The organism is Methylobacter sp., assembly GCF_030680395.1.
Taxonomy (GTDB): Bacteria; Pseudomonadota; Gammaproteobacteria; order Methylococcales; family Methylomonadaceae; genus Methylobacter_A.
Genome location: NZ_JAUXVR010000027.1, coordinates 14,562 through 28,618, shown reverse-complemented (window position 1 = coordinate 28,618; position 14,057 = coordinate 14,562). Strand labels below are relative to the sequence as shown.

Sequence of the window (14,057 nt, the reverse complement as noted above, 5' to 3'; positions counted from 1 at the left end):
TACCTTAAGTTAAGTCAAACTATGCGACTGACTGTTCTTGACTCCCAAAACCCAAATCAAGATTTCCCTTTGGCGTGCGCAGCCCTCCGAGAACCGGACGGCTTACTTGCCATCGGCGGATGCCTGTCCCAAAACAGGTTGCTAAACGCTTATCGGCACGGAATATTTCCTTGGTATAACAGCGGTGATCCTATCTTATGGTGGTCGCCCGATCCTCGCTTGGTTTTATTCCCCGATAAGCTGATTATTTCCCGCAGCTTGCAGAAAACCTTGCGGAAAAATATTTTTTCAGTCACCTTTGATCAGGCTTTTAATGAAGTCATTACCGCCTGTGCTGATCCTCGCAAAGACGCCGCAGGCACATGGATAACAGCAGAAATCAACGCGGCTTATAATCAACTGCATCAAGCCGGATTTGCTCATTCGGTTGAAACCTGGATTGGCGATGAACTGGTTGGAGGATTATACGGTGTCGCACTAGGGCAGGTTTTTTTGGGCGAATCCATGTTTCATACCAGAACGGATGCATCCAAAGTAGCTTTCGCTACCCTGGTTCAACAGCTTCAATCCTGGGACTACCAACTGATAGACTGCCAAGTCCACACAAGGCATTTGGAAAGCTTTGGCGCCGAGGAAATTGATCGGGATTATTTTATAAAGTTACTCGATCAATATTGTGATAGCCCTGCCAAGCCGTCCGCCTGGCAAGTTTAATAACCGCTGTTCTGGTCAATACTGCTATCTTTTTTTCCATTAACCGCCCGCTGCATACGGTAAATCGCAAGACCTATATTTGCCTGTTGGGCAAAATATTTAAAAGCATTAAAATCCTCCTCAGTTAACGGTTGACTGCTGATTCCCCGATCGGTATAAATTAAACCAATCGGTATACTGTTGGAAAAAATCGGCATAATAAAACATTCGTTTTTTCCAACTACATTAATATCTCGAAGTGTATACAACTTGCCATTAACCAAAGGCTTCGCCCAGAAAGCCTGAGTACCGGCCAGAACATGAAAAAAAATATTGGGTGGTGTTTCCGAGATATTGAAAATAGCCTTATGCTCATACGTGTCTTTGCGCCAACCCAAAGACAGCCTTTCTTTAAGGGACTGTTTGTCGGTGACTAACAGAGAAAAAATAGTTCGATCCATACCGATACCCCGATGAATCCCCTCAAGCACCGTTTCAAGCAATAAATTGATATCAAACTGGTCACTTATGATTGAAATAATATCTTGCGAAATATGGAGTTGCAGTTGTTTTTTATCAATAACCGGTAATGGTTCTTCCAAATCGACCGCTTTATGCAGACGACTTTGAATGAGCATGGCGGCATCAGTCGCGCCGAATTGACAAGCCATATCAGAGGCGTTGGCGGTGTTATTTTGAAGCTTTTCAATTATAACTTTTGGAGACTCCTTGGTAAGAGTTTCAATCTTCCTGATACAAGCATCATATTTCTTTGAACCGACGCCCTCTTTTAATGCCTCGGTAATTTCATACCCTAAGTAAACCAAGCCTACTCTGGGGTTTTTGGACGCTACGCCTGGCTTGATAGACTCTTCAATCAAGCCGCCTAATTTCCAGGCCTTACTTAAGCAAGCACCAAGTTCTGTCAATTTAAAGCCCAGCACTTGCTTCTCCGCTTCTTCGCGAGTGCAATTTCCTTTATTTATTAAAGCTTGAATGCGCTCTCCCTGATCGCCGCAAAAACACCAGAAAGAAATACTGCCGATATGGTTAAGTAACGTGGCAATAAAAACCTCTTCCGGCGATGAATCGCTTGCGGCCATCGCTATGGACTTTGCATGTACCGCAGCATGAATAGCTTGGGCTATTTCTTCATTGGCCTGCTGTTTGTTGGTCGCGGATAGAATGCATTCCAAAAAGGAGCAAACCAACGTTAACTCGCGAATAACCTCGGAGCCAATCATAATAATGGCCCGCGATACCGTAACCATTTTCTGGCGCGACGGATTGTAATGAGGCGTGTTGCTGATTTTTAATAATTTAACCGTCAGATTCGGGTCCTGCAAGATAACAGACGCCAACTCCATAGCGCCTTTTCTATCATCACTTAAAACGTCATGAATACTGAGTGCAGTATTGGAAAATATCGGCATTTCTTCATTACACAACACGTGTGTCCATTCATTAAGAGAATGGGGTTCCGCTATAATTTTGGAGGGGACTACTTCCATGTCCATTTCCATTAAATTAAGGTTTAGAAGATCGTTCTTCGATGTCATTATTTTTTTACCAGTAATACTTCACTTTAAGCCTTGCCAAAACAAGCGACATTTTCTTGTGCGGACAAAGATGATTTTTTGTTGTTTGCCTTACTGATTCCTGTCATTACGCCAATCATGTTTCATAACAAGATATTTATAGTTTTCGGGCGATTGTTGTTTTAAATAATGTATTAAGAAATCCTTCCAGGTAACGATACCCAAGATAACGTTGTCATCGCCTACGACAGGCAGACAGGATACATCCGCATCCAGCATTTTTTGTACGGCAATATTGCAATCGGTTGTTGGTGTCACGGTATCAATTTGGCGCGACATGATTTGATGAGCGCGTTTTTTTAAAGTTTCCTGATCGCGCAAAGTTTCTGCAGCTGTATGAATATAGGGACTTAGAGCACTCAATAAATCACGATCCGAAATAACGCCGGCAATAGTTTTGTCCGCTTCATTTTCAACCAGCAGATGATGAAAATAGACATGATCAAAAATGTCCTTGATCACCAATAGCTCGGTATCCATGTTAACCTTAACCGGATTAGCGGTCATAATATCAGCGACAATCATAATCTGAATCTCCTGCTGTCAATCGAATATTCTACAATAACATATCTGTAAATGTAGCTGTTTTTACGACACTTTAATTCAATTATATATAGATAAACCTCTATTCATATCCCTTTTACGCAGCGCTTTTTCAAACACTGCTTATGGTTGGACGCAGTAACCGGAACAGACTGCCCTTAATCTGATGACATTATCTATAAAAAATAATATCCCATGCCTGTCTTTGCCGATCAACAATACCAAAAACCAACAGGACTATTGCTAAAATACATGGCATTGCGTAGCCCGTCTTTATGCATATAAAAACGCTTGGGACTGTACCATCAAGGTTTCAAGGTTGTCTTTCTTCAAAACACTGACATGAAATGACTAAATAGATTCAGCCATTTTAGTGTGACTACAACATAACACATGGGTTTTCTATATTTTTACCAAAGTTTTTAGGTTAAAATAGCGGGCTTTCGAAGCTGGACGAGTGAGCAGCGATGGTGACTCAAATAAATGCACCTCACTCGGCTTTGAGCTACCCGCATGTACCCAACGCATTTCATCCACTCCGATGGCTACCGCCACCGCGGTCTTAGGTTGTGTGACTGCGGTTATGATATGTAGCCCACCGCCCCGGTACGAGTCCTCAATAAGCGTTCAAACAATGAATGATTATTGAGAGCGGTCACCAAAAAAGTTTTTTATGCCCAACTTTAGAGTAAAAACATGACAGATTTAGCGCATTACAGAAACATCGGCATCTTCGCTCACGTCGATGCCGGTAAAACAACGACTACCGAGCGGATTTTAAAACTTACCGGTAAAATCCACAAAATCGGTGAAGTACACGATGGCGCGGCAACCACTGACTTCATGGAACAAGAGCAGGAGCGCGGCATCACCATTCAGTCGGCTGCAACCACTTGTTTCTGGAAAGACTATCGTTTTAATATTATCGACACCCCGGGACACGTTGACTTTACTATTGAAGTTTATCGTTCACTGAAAGTTCTTGACGGCGGTATCGGCGTTTTCTGCGGTTCAGGCGGCGTAGAACCCCAATCAGAAACTAACTGGCGTTATGCCAACGACTCTGAAGTAGCTCGCGTTATCTATATCAACAAACTGGATCGTATAGGCGCTGATTTCTACCGCGTGGTCAAGCAAGTTGAAGAAGTGCTCGGCGCTGTGCCGCTGGTTATGACCTTACCTATCGGTACTGAAGACCAATTCTCCGGCGTGGTCGACCTACTGACCCGCAAAGCCTGGATATGGGATGATTCCGGCGACCCAATGAACTACGAAATCAAAGACATTCCTGCCGACATGGTGGCAGACACCGAAAAATGGCGTGAAAAAATGATCGACCAAGTTGCCGATCAGTTTGACGATGTCATGGAAAGATACCTTGAAGGCGAAGAACCCGATATCGACACCATCAAACGTTGTATCCGCAAAGGTACGATTAACCTGGATTTCTTCCCGACCTTTTGTGGTTCGTCTTTCAAAAACAAAGGCGTGCAATTGGTTCTTGACGGCGTTATCGATTACCTGCCTTGCCCGACAGAAGTTAAACCACAGCCTGAAGTCGATCTGGAAGGTAACCCAACGGGCACCTTTGCTATCGTTGATGCCGAAAAACCGCTACGCGCACTGGCATTTAAAATCATGGATGACCGTTTTGGCGCGTTGACGTTCCTGCGCATCTACTCCGGTAAACTGGAAAAAGGTACATCAGTACTTAATACCTTTACCGGCAAAACCGAGCGTATCGGCCGTATCGTAGAAATGCATGCTGACACACGTAATGAACTGGATTCAGCGCAAGCGGGCGACATTGTTGCGGTACTGGGCATGAAGAATGTGCAAACCGGCCACACACTATGCGATCCGAAATTCCCGGCAACATTGGAACCGATGGTCTTCCCTGATCCCGTTATCTCATTAGCGATTTCACCGAAAGACAAAGCGGCTTCCGAAAAAATGGGAATCGCGCTGGGCAAAATGATTCAGGAAGATCCTTCTTTCCACGTTGAGACTGATGAAGACAGTGGCGAAACCATTCTTAAAGGCATGGGCGAGTTGCATCTTGACATTAAAGTCGACATCTTAAGACGTACCCACGGCGTTGACGTTATTGTCGGCAAGCCCCAAGTGGCCTACCGCGAAACGATTACCAAAGCGGTTGAAGACGAATATACCCACAAGAAGCAATCAGGCGGTTCAGGCCAATACGGAAAAATCAACTACATTATCCAGCCCGGCGAACCCGGCAGCGGTTTTGTGTTTGAATCCGCGGTTACCGGCGGTAACGTACCCCGCGAATACTGGCCGGCAGTTGAAAAAGGCTTTAAGAGCATGCTGGACAAAGGCGTGTTGGCCGGATTCCCTTGCTTGGACTTTAAAGTCATTTTAACCGACGGTGGTTTCCACGCGGTTGACTCCTCTGCAATTGCGTTTGAAATTGCTGCGAAAGCGGCTTTCCGTCAATCGATTCCAAAAGCAGGACCGCAACTGATCGAACCGATCATGAAAGTTGACACTTTCACGCCATCAGACCATGTGGGTGATGTTATCGGCGATCTTAACCGTCGCCGCGGCATGATCAAATCACAAGATGCGGGCGTAACCGGTGTTCGTATCAAGTCTGATGTACCGCTGAGCGAAATGTTCGGCTATATCGGCGACTTGCGCACCATGACCTCCGGTCGCGGTCAGTTCTCCATGGAATTCTCGCACTATTTACCGTGCCCGAAAAACGTGTCGGAAGAAGTTATCAAAGAAGTGAACGAACGCAACAAAAAGAAGTAAGCTGGAAAAGGTACGCCGGGCAGTTCGCTGCTCGGCTACACCCCCCTCTATATCCCGCGCTATCTTCCTGCATTAACGTAGTAAATCACCTAAAATCAAGCGCATTCTATTTATCGTTACCCGATATCAGCAAACCTGAAAGCCAATTGCTCGCAAAGTTCCCAGATAATCCAATAGGGTAAACTATGATTTTTGGGTTAATGGATTTTGATATTGAATCTTGTCAAGCTCCAGTTGAATACTGCCAATTTGATCGTGGGAAACACCTATTTTAATAGCGTTATTGATATAAGACTGAACCAGCATGGTTTTTTTAGGATCGGGTCTAGATGTTTTAAGATCATGGATACTGATTTTCAGCATGCTTAAAGTGATTGCCTTGTTATTAGGCATTTTTTTGATCGCATCTTCAAAAATTGCGAGAGCCTCTTTAATTTTGCCTTCCTTAAATAAGTTGACTCCAGCATTATTAATACCCACTAACTCCTGTTTTATCCGATCAATCAAATCGTTCGCATAATTATCACCGATAAATGTGTTACACATTTTGTCAATGTCACCGATAAAATGTTTATCATCAATGTTGGTTTTAATTAAATCCGTAAGAATTTCATCGGTGATTTCACTGGCCCCGCTCAGATGACTGATCTTTGCCATTTCCAGGCGTAGTTCTCTGGCTATTTGCTTACCAAACTGCTCGTTTAATTTGAATGCCTTTTCATAAGGCTTCTCCGCCACTACGCCGTTATTTTTTGCTTTTTGGATCTCGATTTCCAATATTGCAGCTCTAAGCCTTGAATCCGGATCATTAAAAAAGCATTTGTTCATGTCATTCAATATCTTCAGTGCATCGCCAGCTGAATTGGATTTTAAGTGAGCTTTAGCCAAACCTGAAAAATCACTGGATGATCCATATACAGAATGTTTGCCTAGACTAATCGCTGCTTTATAGGCCTTTTTTGCAACTTCAATATTTTCAGTTTTATCAGCCAACAAGGCCAGTCTTTGCTGTCTTAAAATAGTTTGAGGTGAAAGATCAATCGCCAGGTTAATCGTGACTAACGCCTCTTCATTGTCACCTAAGGCTTCGTACGACTTTGCCAACCAGTCATAAGCTTCCAACATCATAGGATATTGACCGATAAACTGCTGAAGAGACTCAACAGCCTGCTCATAATTACCATCAAAAAACACGATAACAATTATGCCCAACTTAGCCCAGGGAATATCCTCCCTTTCTTGCAGTATCTCCTCATAAATTCTTTTGGCTGCCTTGAAATCACTGATTACAAGCGCCAAGTCGGCGCGTATCCTCAATACATGTAAGCGCGTTTTTTTATCGCCTTGCTGAAGCAGTTTTTCACAGTTTTGTATCGCTTGATAAACGTTACCTATATCTATTTCACGTTCAATACTGGCAAGATATTCCTTGCGGACAATACATCGTTCGATCCGGGTTGAAAGTTGCAGGCGGTTAAAGGGTTTTATCAGGTAATCATCAGGCTTGCAGTCGAGAGCGCTGAGCACCATATTCTTGCTCTGTTCAACGGTAATCATTATAAAAACAGCATTAAACGGCAGTAACTTAAAATGTTTTGCTTCTTCCAAAACCTGCTGGCCATTTTTCCCGTCGCCAAGATTATAATCGCAGAGGACAATATCGAATTGGCTGCGCCTCATCTCCACTATGCCATTAACGCCGGTTCCCGCTTCAACGATGTGTCGTACACCCAACGAATATAATATGTGTTTAATGGTTTCTCGTATGATCGCCTGATCCTCGATCACCAGAATCTTTTTTGAGTCAAAGTTCATTTTCATAGGAACCGATCTTAACCTTAAATTGATGCGCGGAAAATTCTATAACTGCTTACTTTGTCTCAAAAATAACATGCCACTTATCGTTAATAATTCCAATAAAATAGAAATGCCAACCAGAACACGAATTAACACAAACTTTTATGCTGCTTATTAATATTCATCACTTCAATAGACTAAGCACTGTTGATCGCTTTTAGATTAACTCGAAACAAAAACATACCGCAGAAGAGATGTTAGAAGCAGTGGTCTCCCACCAAAAAAGACAAAAATCACCCTATTAAGAACAGCAGCAGGCATAGTAAAACGCCTTTGTAAGAAATTGGCGCAAATATCGTCCAAAATTCGCACCGTTCGAACCGATTTTTTTTGCTGAAGGGCGACTAATTTTCCGGGTAATGGATGACCTGTAACCAGGGCACAATGCTGTCAAATATAAAAACAGATCAACGTCGGTTATCCGCGAAAAATAGCGTTTTATAACACTAAAATGACTACGGCCCATTGGCGCGGCATCGAAAAAATGAGAATTCTGCAAAAGATTGTGTCATGCAGTTTTCGAAAAAAACTTATTTCCTTCCGGATAAAAAAGGCACAAAAATAACCGGCTCCAACTTTTCAACATCATAACCACTTTCTGTACGCGTTACTCTCTGTAACTGCTGGCTACCGCCTTTGCCAATAGGAATAACCATCACACCGCCGACAGCCATTTGCTGCAACAGCATTTCCGGGATTTCAGGCGGTGCGGCAGCAACCAGAATGCCATCATACGGCGCATGACCCAGCCATCCCCAACCGCCATCGCTGTGCAAGTAACTGACATTTTTGAGTTTTAAGTTCCAGAGCCGATCTTTAGCTTTTTTCTGCAACGGCGCGATTCTTTCAACGGAATAGACATGATCGACAAGCTGCGCCAGAATTGCCGTTTGGTAACCGCAGCCGGTGCCTATTTCCAACACTTTTGCCAATCGACCTGATGAGGCCAACAGCAGCTCTGTCATTTTTGCGACAATATAAGGCTGTGAAATCGTCTGATTGTAGCCAATCGGCAGTGCAGTATCTTCATAAGCGCGACTGGCCAAGGCCTCATCCATAAAAATATGCCTGGGCGTATTGCGTATGACATCCAAAATTTTGTTGCTTCGGATGCCTTGCTCCATTAACCGATTAATCATGCGCTCACGGGTGCGCGAAGAGGTCATGCCTATTCCTTGCAGGCTTTGAATCATAAAACATGCTCCTCGGGCAGCCACGCCTTTAAATCATTGATCCGTTCATACCTGGTCAAATCCAACTGTAACGGGGTAACCGACACGAAACCTGCATTAATGGCATAAAAATCAGTGCCGGGACCTGCATCCTGCTCCGCCCCCGGAGGCCCTACCCAGTAAATAATGCGCCCGCGAGGATCCTGACTCATGATGACCGGCTCCGATTTATGCCGCTGACCGAGCCGGGTTGCCTGATAGCCTTTTAAGTCTTTAAGGGAAACATCAGGCACATTGACATTGAGGATAGTGTCTTGCGGCAAGGGACTGTTGATCAATTGCCGCAACAGCGTCACTGCAACATGTGCAGCGGTTTCAAAATGAACTGGATTACTGCCCGCCAACGAAATGGCAACGGCGGGCAACCCTAAAAAACGCCCTTCGGACGCTGCCGCAACAGTACCCGAATAAAGCACGTCATCGCCTAAATTAGAGCCATGATTAATACCGGCAAAGACCATATCCGGCTCGTTTTTTAACAAGCCGGTTATTGCCAAATGCACGCAATCGGTGGGTGTACCATCGACTTTAATAAAACCGTTGTCCGTTGCATAAGCGCGTAACGGCATTTCCAACGTTAAAGAATTACTCGCCGCGCTACGGTTTCTATCTGGAGCTACTACGGATATTTCGGCATGAGGGCTCAATGCATTGGCTAATGCATTGAGCCCTTCAGCCAAGTAGCCATCATCATTACTTAACAAAATATGCATTATCAATCGCCCTGAAGCCGATTAAGCTATAAAATCGACCATATTAGCAACAATACACAACAAAATCAGCTTTCGTGGCAAAAAAAAACCCTACTCCAGAAGACAGCGATTTATTTCGTCTCACTATCGGTAAAGTACACGCTGTAAAAAGCGATAAAGTGCTATTAACAAAGGATAGCAAACCCAAGCCATTCCCCAAATCCCAGGCCATTAACATAGAGGAACACTTAAGCGGCATAGTCGAATGTGATATTGAAAAAGTGGGTCTTGAAGACTCACTGAGCTTTATGGCTCCGGGACTACAGCATAATGTCTTAAAAAAACTACGCAAAGGACAGTTTGGACTGGATGCAGAAATCGACCTACATGGACTTAACAGCAATGAGGCCAAACGGCAACTGCTGCATTTTCTGTATGACTGCGTAGAAGACGGCTGCCGTTGCGTACATATTGTCCACGGCAAAGGTTATCGTTCGACCGATAACCATCCCGTACTAAAAAACAATCTCAACATATGGCTGAGGCAACACAAAGACGTTCAGGCCTTTTGCTCCGCACCGCCTAAAGACGGAGGGACTGGGGCGGTTTTTGTGTTATTGCAGTTGTCTGAAAAATATGATGCATAAGGACAGGACTCCTGCCGTTCTTATATCCCACGTTTCATATCGGCAGGGCGGAGAAGGCGTCTAGTTCCTCAACAGCCGCCGCCGTTCGGCGTATCAGCTCCAAATTACAATCCAAATTCATCATGCCGCCCACAGCAAGTGTAACCACCATGGCCTCAAAAGCATAAACAAGGTGAGCGCGGTATCGTTGCACTAACCGGGTGTTATCAAAATCTACCACCCCATTGTCCGACAATGTTTGAGCATACTTGACCAACAGCTCTGCCTCATAAAGCTTCCGTGTTTCTGTACTCAGCGCAGTTGACAAAAAATAAGCCACATCGCCGACGCCTTCGCCGATGCGGACAAGTTGCCAGTCAAGAAAACCAACCCTTGATCTGTTCTTGTTCCAGAATAAATTACCGGGATGACAGTCGTGATGAACCAGCGTTTTGGGCGCGTCGGAAAGAAAACGCATTGCGGCTCGGCGATGCCGGGCATAATGAAGGGCTGGAGCATGTAGAACAGAAGGTATATGCACCCCTGCCTGCTGCAAGCCTCGCTTCATCAACGGCACAGCCAAAGCTGTACCCAGTGAATCTTCCAAAATTCGGATCGGCCCGGCTAACCAGCGATATTTTGGGTCAAGATGCACGTTATTCCAAAATCGCGCATGACTACAGGCAAGCTGTTCAACAACCAAAGTCACTTGCTCAAGTGTCAAAGTATCGCTGGCGGCACTGGGAACGCCATCGAACTCCGCAATATCGGCAAGCACCAATGTCGAACCGTAACCAAACCGGCTTTGCGCCGCCAGACAAACAGGCATGCTAAGGGGAATAGCCTCCGCCAATTCATTATAGAAACGCACTTCGGTCTGTAATAGTCGCGGTAACGTCGTAATCATCCTCGCCCGCCATGCCAGTGACGGCAATTTTATAAACCACCGGTTCGGCAAGGTGTTCGGGCCATTATGTTCAACAGCGACACAAACGCGCGTTGTGGTGCCGATGTCTACGGCAACAATATCCACCTTGGTAACGACGGTGTTGGCATCATGTTGTTCAACGACTTGCTGAGCCCAGGAAACCGTTAAGTCGCCTGGATGGCGTACAAGAATGGTCTGCTTCATTTTATTATTATAGTTATGGATAATTCTTTGGCGCTGTTTGTAGCTAATTTGAGTTATAGCTACGATTCTGCTCAACGGCTAATAATGCGGCGGTACTTCCTCGACACTTTCGCCGCCGCTACCCTCAACAGACAAGCTTTTAATTCGCTCATTAAGCATTCTGCAAGTCGCTTCCAAGCGATCTATCTGTTGCTGCTGCTGACCGACTATCTTATTCAATGCCTGCAACAAATCTTCCTGATAAGCGATTTTTATTTCCAATTCGATGATGCGATCTTCATTCATAAGGCGACTTAAATAACTTTTGAAAACTGTTGCTGTTTTTGCGCCAAGTACTTATCGAATACCATGCAGATGTTGCGGATCAGCAGACGGCCTGAGGATAACACCTTGATGCCCTCCGCCGATAAAACCAGTAAACCATCGACTTGCATCGGCGCTAATGCGTGAAGCTCCTGCGCAAAGTAGTCGGCAAAGTTAATGGCAAACTGTTGTTCGATAGTGGCAAAGCCCAAATCGAAATGGCAAATCAGTTGGGTAATCACCGCACGGCGCAGCTTGTCGTCATTATCCAGTTCGACGCCTTTAAATACCGGCAATTTATTCTGAGTGATAAGCTGGTCGTATTCGTCCAGCTCTTTGACATTCTGGATATACGCATCGCCTACCCGGCCGATGGAAGTAATCCCTAAGCCCACCAGATCACAATCCGAATGCGTGGAATAGCCCTGAAAATTGCGGTACAAATGTCTCTCCCGCTGGGCAACGGCGAGTTCGTCATCGGGTTTGGCGAAGTGATCCATACCGATGTAAACATAACCGGCTTCGGTGAGCCGTTGTCCTACCATCTGTAAAATAGCCAACTTGACGTCGGGCGTCGGCATATCGGCATCGTTAATCTGACGCTGGGTTTTAAACCGTGCGGGCATGTGGGCGTAGTTGAAGATCGAGAAACGATCCGGCGCTACCGCCAGAATTTTATCCAGCGTAAGGGCGAAAGTCTCGACCGTTTGCAGCGGCAAGCCGTAGATCAAGTCGATATTGGTTGAACGAAAACCCTCGGCACGGGCGGCCTCCAAAACACTGAACGTCTGCTCTTCGCTTTGCAGGCGATTGACGGCCTTTTGTACGGCCGGATCAAAATCCTGTAGACCCAAACTGACCCGGTTAAAGCCCAGTTCGCGCAGTTGCTTTATGGTCTGGTCGTTGGTTTCCCGGGGATCGACTTCGATCGAATATTCGCCCTTGTCGTCATCCCTTAGCTGAAAATGCTGGCGGGTTACCGCCATCAAGGTTTTCATCTGCTCGTAGCTTAAAAAAGTCGGCGTACCCCCGCCCCAGTGCAATTGATTAACGATTCGGCTGGAGTCGAACAAATAGCCCTGCATCGCAATTTCTTTGCACAAATTCGCCAAGTACGGTTCTGCATGCTTTCTGTTTTTGGTGACGATTTTATTACATGCGCAATAAAAGCAGACGGTATCGCAAAAAGGAATATGGAAATACAGCGATAACGGCCCGCCTGCAGCATTGGATTTGGCGATGTGTCGGCGATATTCCTTGTCGCCGAAGCCTTCGTGCAGTTCCAGCGCAGTCGGGTAAGAGGTATAACGGGGACCGGCCTTATCGTAGCGATTGATAAGGCCCAAATCGAATTTTATAGATTGATCCATCATTTTATTTGGCTGTTAATGACTACTTTATGAGGGCCTTTATCAGTCAACGCTATCTGTTCGACCACGCCTATCAAGTCGCCGGGCTTTTGTATCGCATCGCCGGACTTGGAAATGCGCGCCAGCAATTTGACTTGCTCGAAATTCGATAACTTCATGGTCGGCATCATCGCCATCGCATCGGTCAAGTTGACGGTTACCGGCAATTCGGACACCTGTTTACGCACGATAGCCAGCGGCATTTTGGGGCCGGATAATGCCTGAGCATAAATAAAAACGGTGTCATTAGGGCTGGCTGATTTTTGCAACTCGGGCGCTAAGCTTACCTGAACATCAATATTCACTGCTTTAGCCGGTTGTACGGGTTTTGCTTCCGCTTGCGCAGCAGTACCTGCCGGTACCTGAGTGGAGAGCTTTACCAACAAACCCTGTATTTCCTGCTGAGCTTCGGACCCTGCCGGTAATTGCGCTTCAAGTTTTTTCCACAAATCCATTGCCGCAGCAAAATCGCCTATTTGCGCTTTTGCCATGCCGCCTAGCCATAAACCGGTCACATTATTGGGTTCCATCGCCAAGGCTTTAAACACCAGTTCCGAAGGTTTTCCGGCCATCTGCTCGTTGTTGGCAAAGGCTAAAGCATCGGCGTAAAGCAGCATGATTTCCGGCTGATCGCCTATCAACCTGTACGCATGTTCAAAAGCTTCGACAGCTTTAGGATATTGCTGCAAGTATTTGTAGGACCGGCCCAGCATAGTCCAGCCTAGCGCATCGTCCGGTTGTTTTTGCAGGCGCTCCGCAAGCCCGGCAACCATGCTTTTCATTTGCTCCAGCTCGGGTGTTGCCTGATTTGCTGCCGCCGGTTGATCAACTTGAGTTAATGACGGGTAGTTACCCAGCGCCCAATAAAGCGAACCCGTTACAAAAGGAATTGCCAACATCAGCACCAGCGCCATCCACCGGCCTTGCGATGGCGATGCGTTGACATGGCTCTCTATATCGAGATCATCGCTCAAGGCCTGTTCAAGTTCGACCAGCTGCTCGTCATAAAGTGCCTGAGTTAATGCGCCTGCTTGCAGTTGTTCCTTAAGTTCAGCCAATCGTTGCCTAGCAATGGCGATATTACGCTGATCCTGGTCTGCCTCGGCAACCGGATGTTTTCTCCACAACGGCGGCAGAACAATCAGAAAGGCGATTAAGATCAGTACGCTAACAATAAGCAAAAATAGCATA

12 protein-coding genes are annotated in these 14,057 nt (G+C 45.7%); 3 read left to right on the top strand and 9 right to left on the bottom strand.

Annotated elements, in window-relative coordinates:
* Positions 1–21: 21 nt before the first annotated feature.
* A complete protein-coding gene (gene aat / locus Q8L79_RS11595) occupies positions 22–714 on the top strand; it encodes a leucyl/phenylalanyl-tRNA--protein transferase (protein WP_305271342.1) in 693 nt (230 codons plus the stop codon).
* On the opposite strand, the gene Q8L79_RS11590 is transcribed toward aat, so the two are convergent.
* Positions 711–2,204 carry an HDOD domain-containing protein gene (locus Q8L79_RS11590; protein WP_305271338.1) on the bottom strand — a complete coding sequence of 498 codons (1,494 nt, stop codon included), beginning with the start codon at positions 2,202–2,204 and terminating at the stop codon, positions 711–713. The two genes, aat and Q8L79_RS11590, sit on opposite strands and share 4 nt — an antisense overlap.
* 138 nt (positions 2,205–2,342) lie before the next feature.
* Entirely contained in the window at positions 2,343–2,816 is a 474-nt protein-coding gene (locus Q8L79_RS11585; protein WP_305271336.1) for a CBS domain-containing protein, read from the bottom strand.
* Between the two features lie 714 nt (positions 2,817–3,530).
* Here Q8L79_RS11585 and fusA point away from each other — a divergent pair.
* On the top strand, positions 3,531–5,615 hold the full coding sequence (fusA, locus tag Q8L79_RS11580) for an elongation factor G (RefSeq protein WP_305271333.1): 2,085 nt from the start codon (positions 3,531–3,533) through the stop codon (positions 5,613–5,615).
* Between the two features lie 183 nt (positions 5,616–5,798).
* On the opposite strand, the gene Q8L79_RS11575 is transcribed toward fusA, so the two are convergent.
* The 3 genes from Q8L79_RS11575 to surE form a co-directional block, all read right to left on the bottom strand.
* Positions 5,799–7,436, bottom strand: coding sequence for a tetratricopeptide repeat-containing response regulator (locus Q8L79_RS11575; RefSeq protein WP_305271330.1), 1,638 nt, complete (start codon positions 7,434–7,436; stop codon positions 5,799–5,801).
* 566 nt (positions 7,437–8,002) lie between these two features.
* Positions 8,003–8,665, bottom strand: a complete 663-nt coding sequence (locus tag Q8L79_RS11570) for a protein-L-isoaspartate(D-aspartate) O-methyltransferase (RefSeq protein WP_305271327.1) — start codon at positions 8,663–8,665, stop codon at positions 8,003–8,005.
* Positions 8,662–9,417, bottom strand: coding sequence for a 5'/3'-nucleotidase SurE (gene surE, locus Q8L79_RS11565; RefSeq protein WP_305271324.1), 756 nt, complete (start codon positions 9,415–9,417; stop codon positions 8,662–8,664). Before surE ends, Q8L79_RS11570 begins: the two co-directional genes overlap by 4 nt.
* Before the next feature lie 74 nt (positions 9,418–9,491).
* Between surE and Q8L79_RS11560 the strand changes: the two genes are divergently transcribed.
* Positions 9,492–10,043, top strand: coding sequence for a Smr/MutS family protein (locus Q8L79_RS11560; protein WP_305271321.1), 552 nt, complete (start codon positions 9,492–9,494; stop codon positions 10,041–10,043).
* A gap of 34 nt (positions 10,044–10,077) precedes the next feature.
* On the opposite strand, the gene Q8L79_RS11555 is transcribed toward Q8L79_RS11560, so the two are convergent.
* The 4 genes from Q8L79_RS11555 to ccmI form a co-directional block, all read right to left on the bottom strand.
* Positions 10,078–11,154, bottom strand: coding sequence for a phosphotransferase (locus tag Q8L79_RS11555; protein ID WP_305271319.1), 1,077 nt, complete (start codon positions 11,152–11,154; stop codon positions 10,078–10,080).
* A 78-nt stretch (positions 11,155–11,232) separates the two neighbouring features.
* Complete coding sequence (locus tag Q8L79_RS11550) at positions 11,233–11,439, bottom strand: SlyX family protein (protein ID WP_305271316.1); 207 nt, start codon at positions 11,437–11,439, stop codon at positions 11,233–11,235.
* 8 nt (positions 11,440–11,447) lie between these two features.
* Positions 11,448–12,827, bottom strand: a complete 1,380-nt coding sequence (gene hemN / locus Q8L79_RS11545) for an oxygen-independent coproporphyrinogen III oxidase (protein ID WP_305271625.1) — start codon at positions 12,825–12,827, stop codon at positions 11,448–11,450.
* Positions 12,827–14,056, bottom strand: a complete 1,230-nt coding sequence (gene ccmI / locus Q8L79_RS11540; RefSeq protein ID WP_305271624.1) for a c-type cytochrome biogenesis protein CcmI — start codon at positions 14,054–14,056, stop codon at positions 12,827–12,829. Before ccmI ends, hemN begins: the two co-directional genes overlap by 1 nt.
* Position 14,057 lies beyond the last annotated feature (1 nt).

Coding starts and splice junctions, on each gene's coding strand:
- aat (WP_305271342.1), top strand. CDS start 22: ATGCGACTGACTGTTCTTGACTCCCAAAACCCAAATCAAGATTTCCCT.
- Q8L79_RS11590 (WP_305271338.1), bottom strand. CDS start 2,204: ATGGAAGTAGTCCCCTCCAAAATTATAGCGGAACCCCATTCTCTTAAT.
- Q8L79_RS11585 (WP_305271336.1), bottom strand. CDS start 2,816: ATGATTGTCGCTGATATTATGACCGCTAATCCGGTTAAGGTTAACATG.
- fusA (WP_305271333.1), top strand. CDS start 3,531: ATGACAGATTTAGCGCATTACAGAAACATCGGCATCTTCGCTCACGTC.
- Q8L79_RS11575 (WP_305271330.1), bottom strand. CDS start 7,436: ATGAAAATGAACTTTGACTCAAAAAAGATTCTGGTGATCGAGGATCAG.
- Q8L79_RS11570 (WP_305271327.1), bottom strand. CDS start 8,665: ATGATTCAAAGCCTGCAAGGAATAGGCATGACCTCTTCGCGCACCCGT.
- surE (WP_305271324.1), bottom strand. CDS start 9,417: ATGCATATTTTGTTAAGTAATGATGATGGCTACTTGGCTGAAGGGCTC.
- Q8L79_RS11555 (WP_305271319.1), bottom strand. CDS start 11,154: ATGAAGCAGACCATTCTTGTACGCCATCCAGGCGACTTAACGGTTTCC.
- Q8L79_RS11550 (WP_305271316.1), bottom strand. CDS start 11,439: ATGAATGAAGATCGCATCATCGAATTGGAAATAAAAATCGCTTATCAG.
- hemN (WP_305271625.1), bottom strand. CDS start 12,827: ATGGATCAATCTATAAAATTCGATTTGGGCCTTATCAATCGCTACGAT.
- ccmI (WP_305271624.1), bottom strand. CDS start 14,056: ATGCTATTTTTGCTTATTGTTAGCGTACTGATCTTAATCGCCTTTCTG.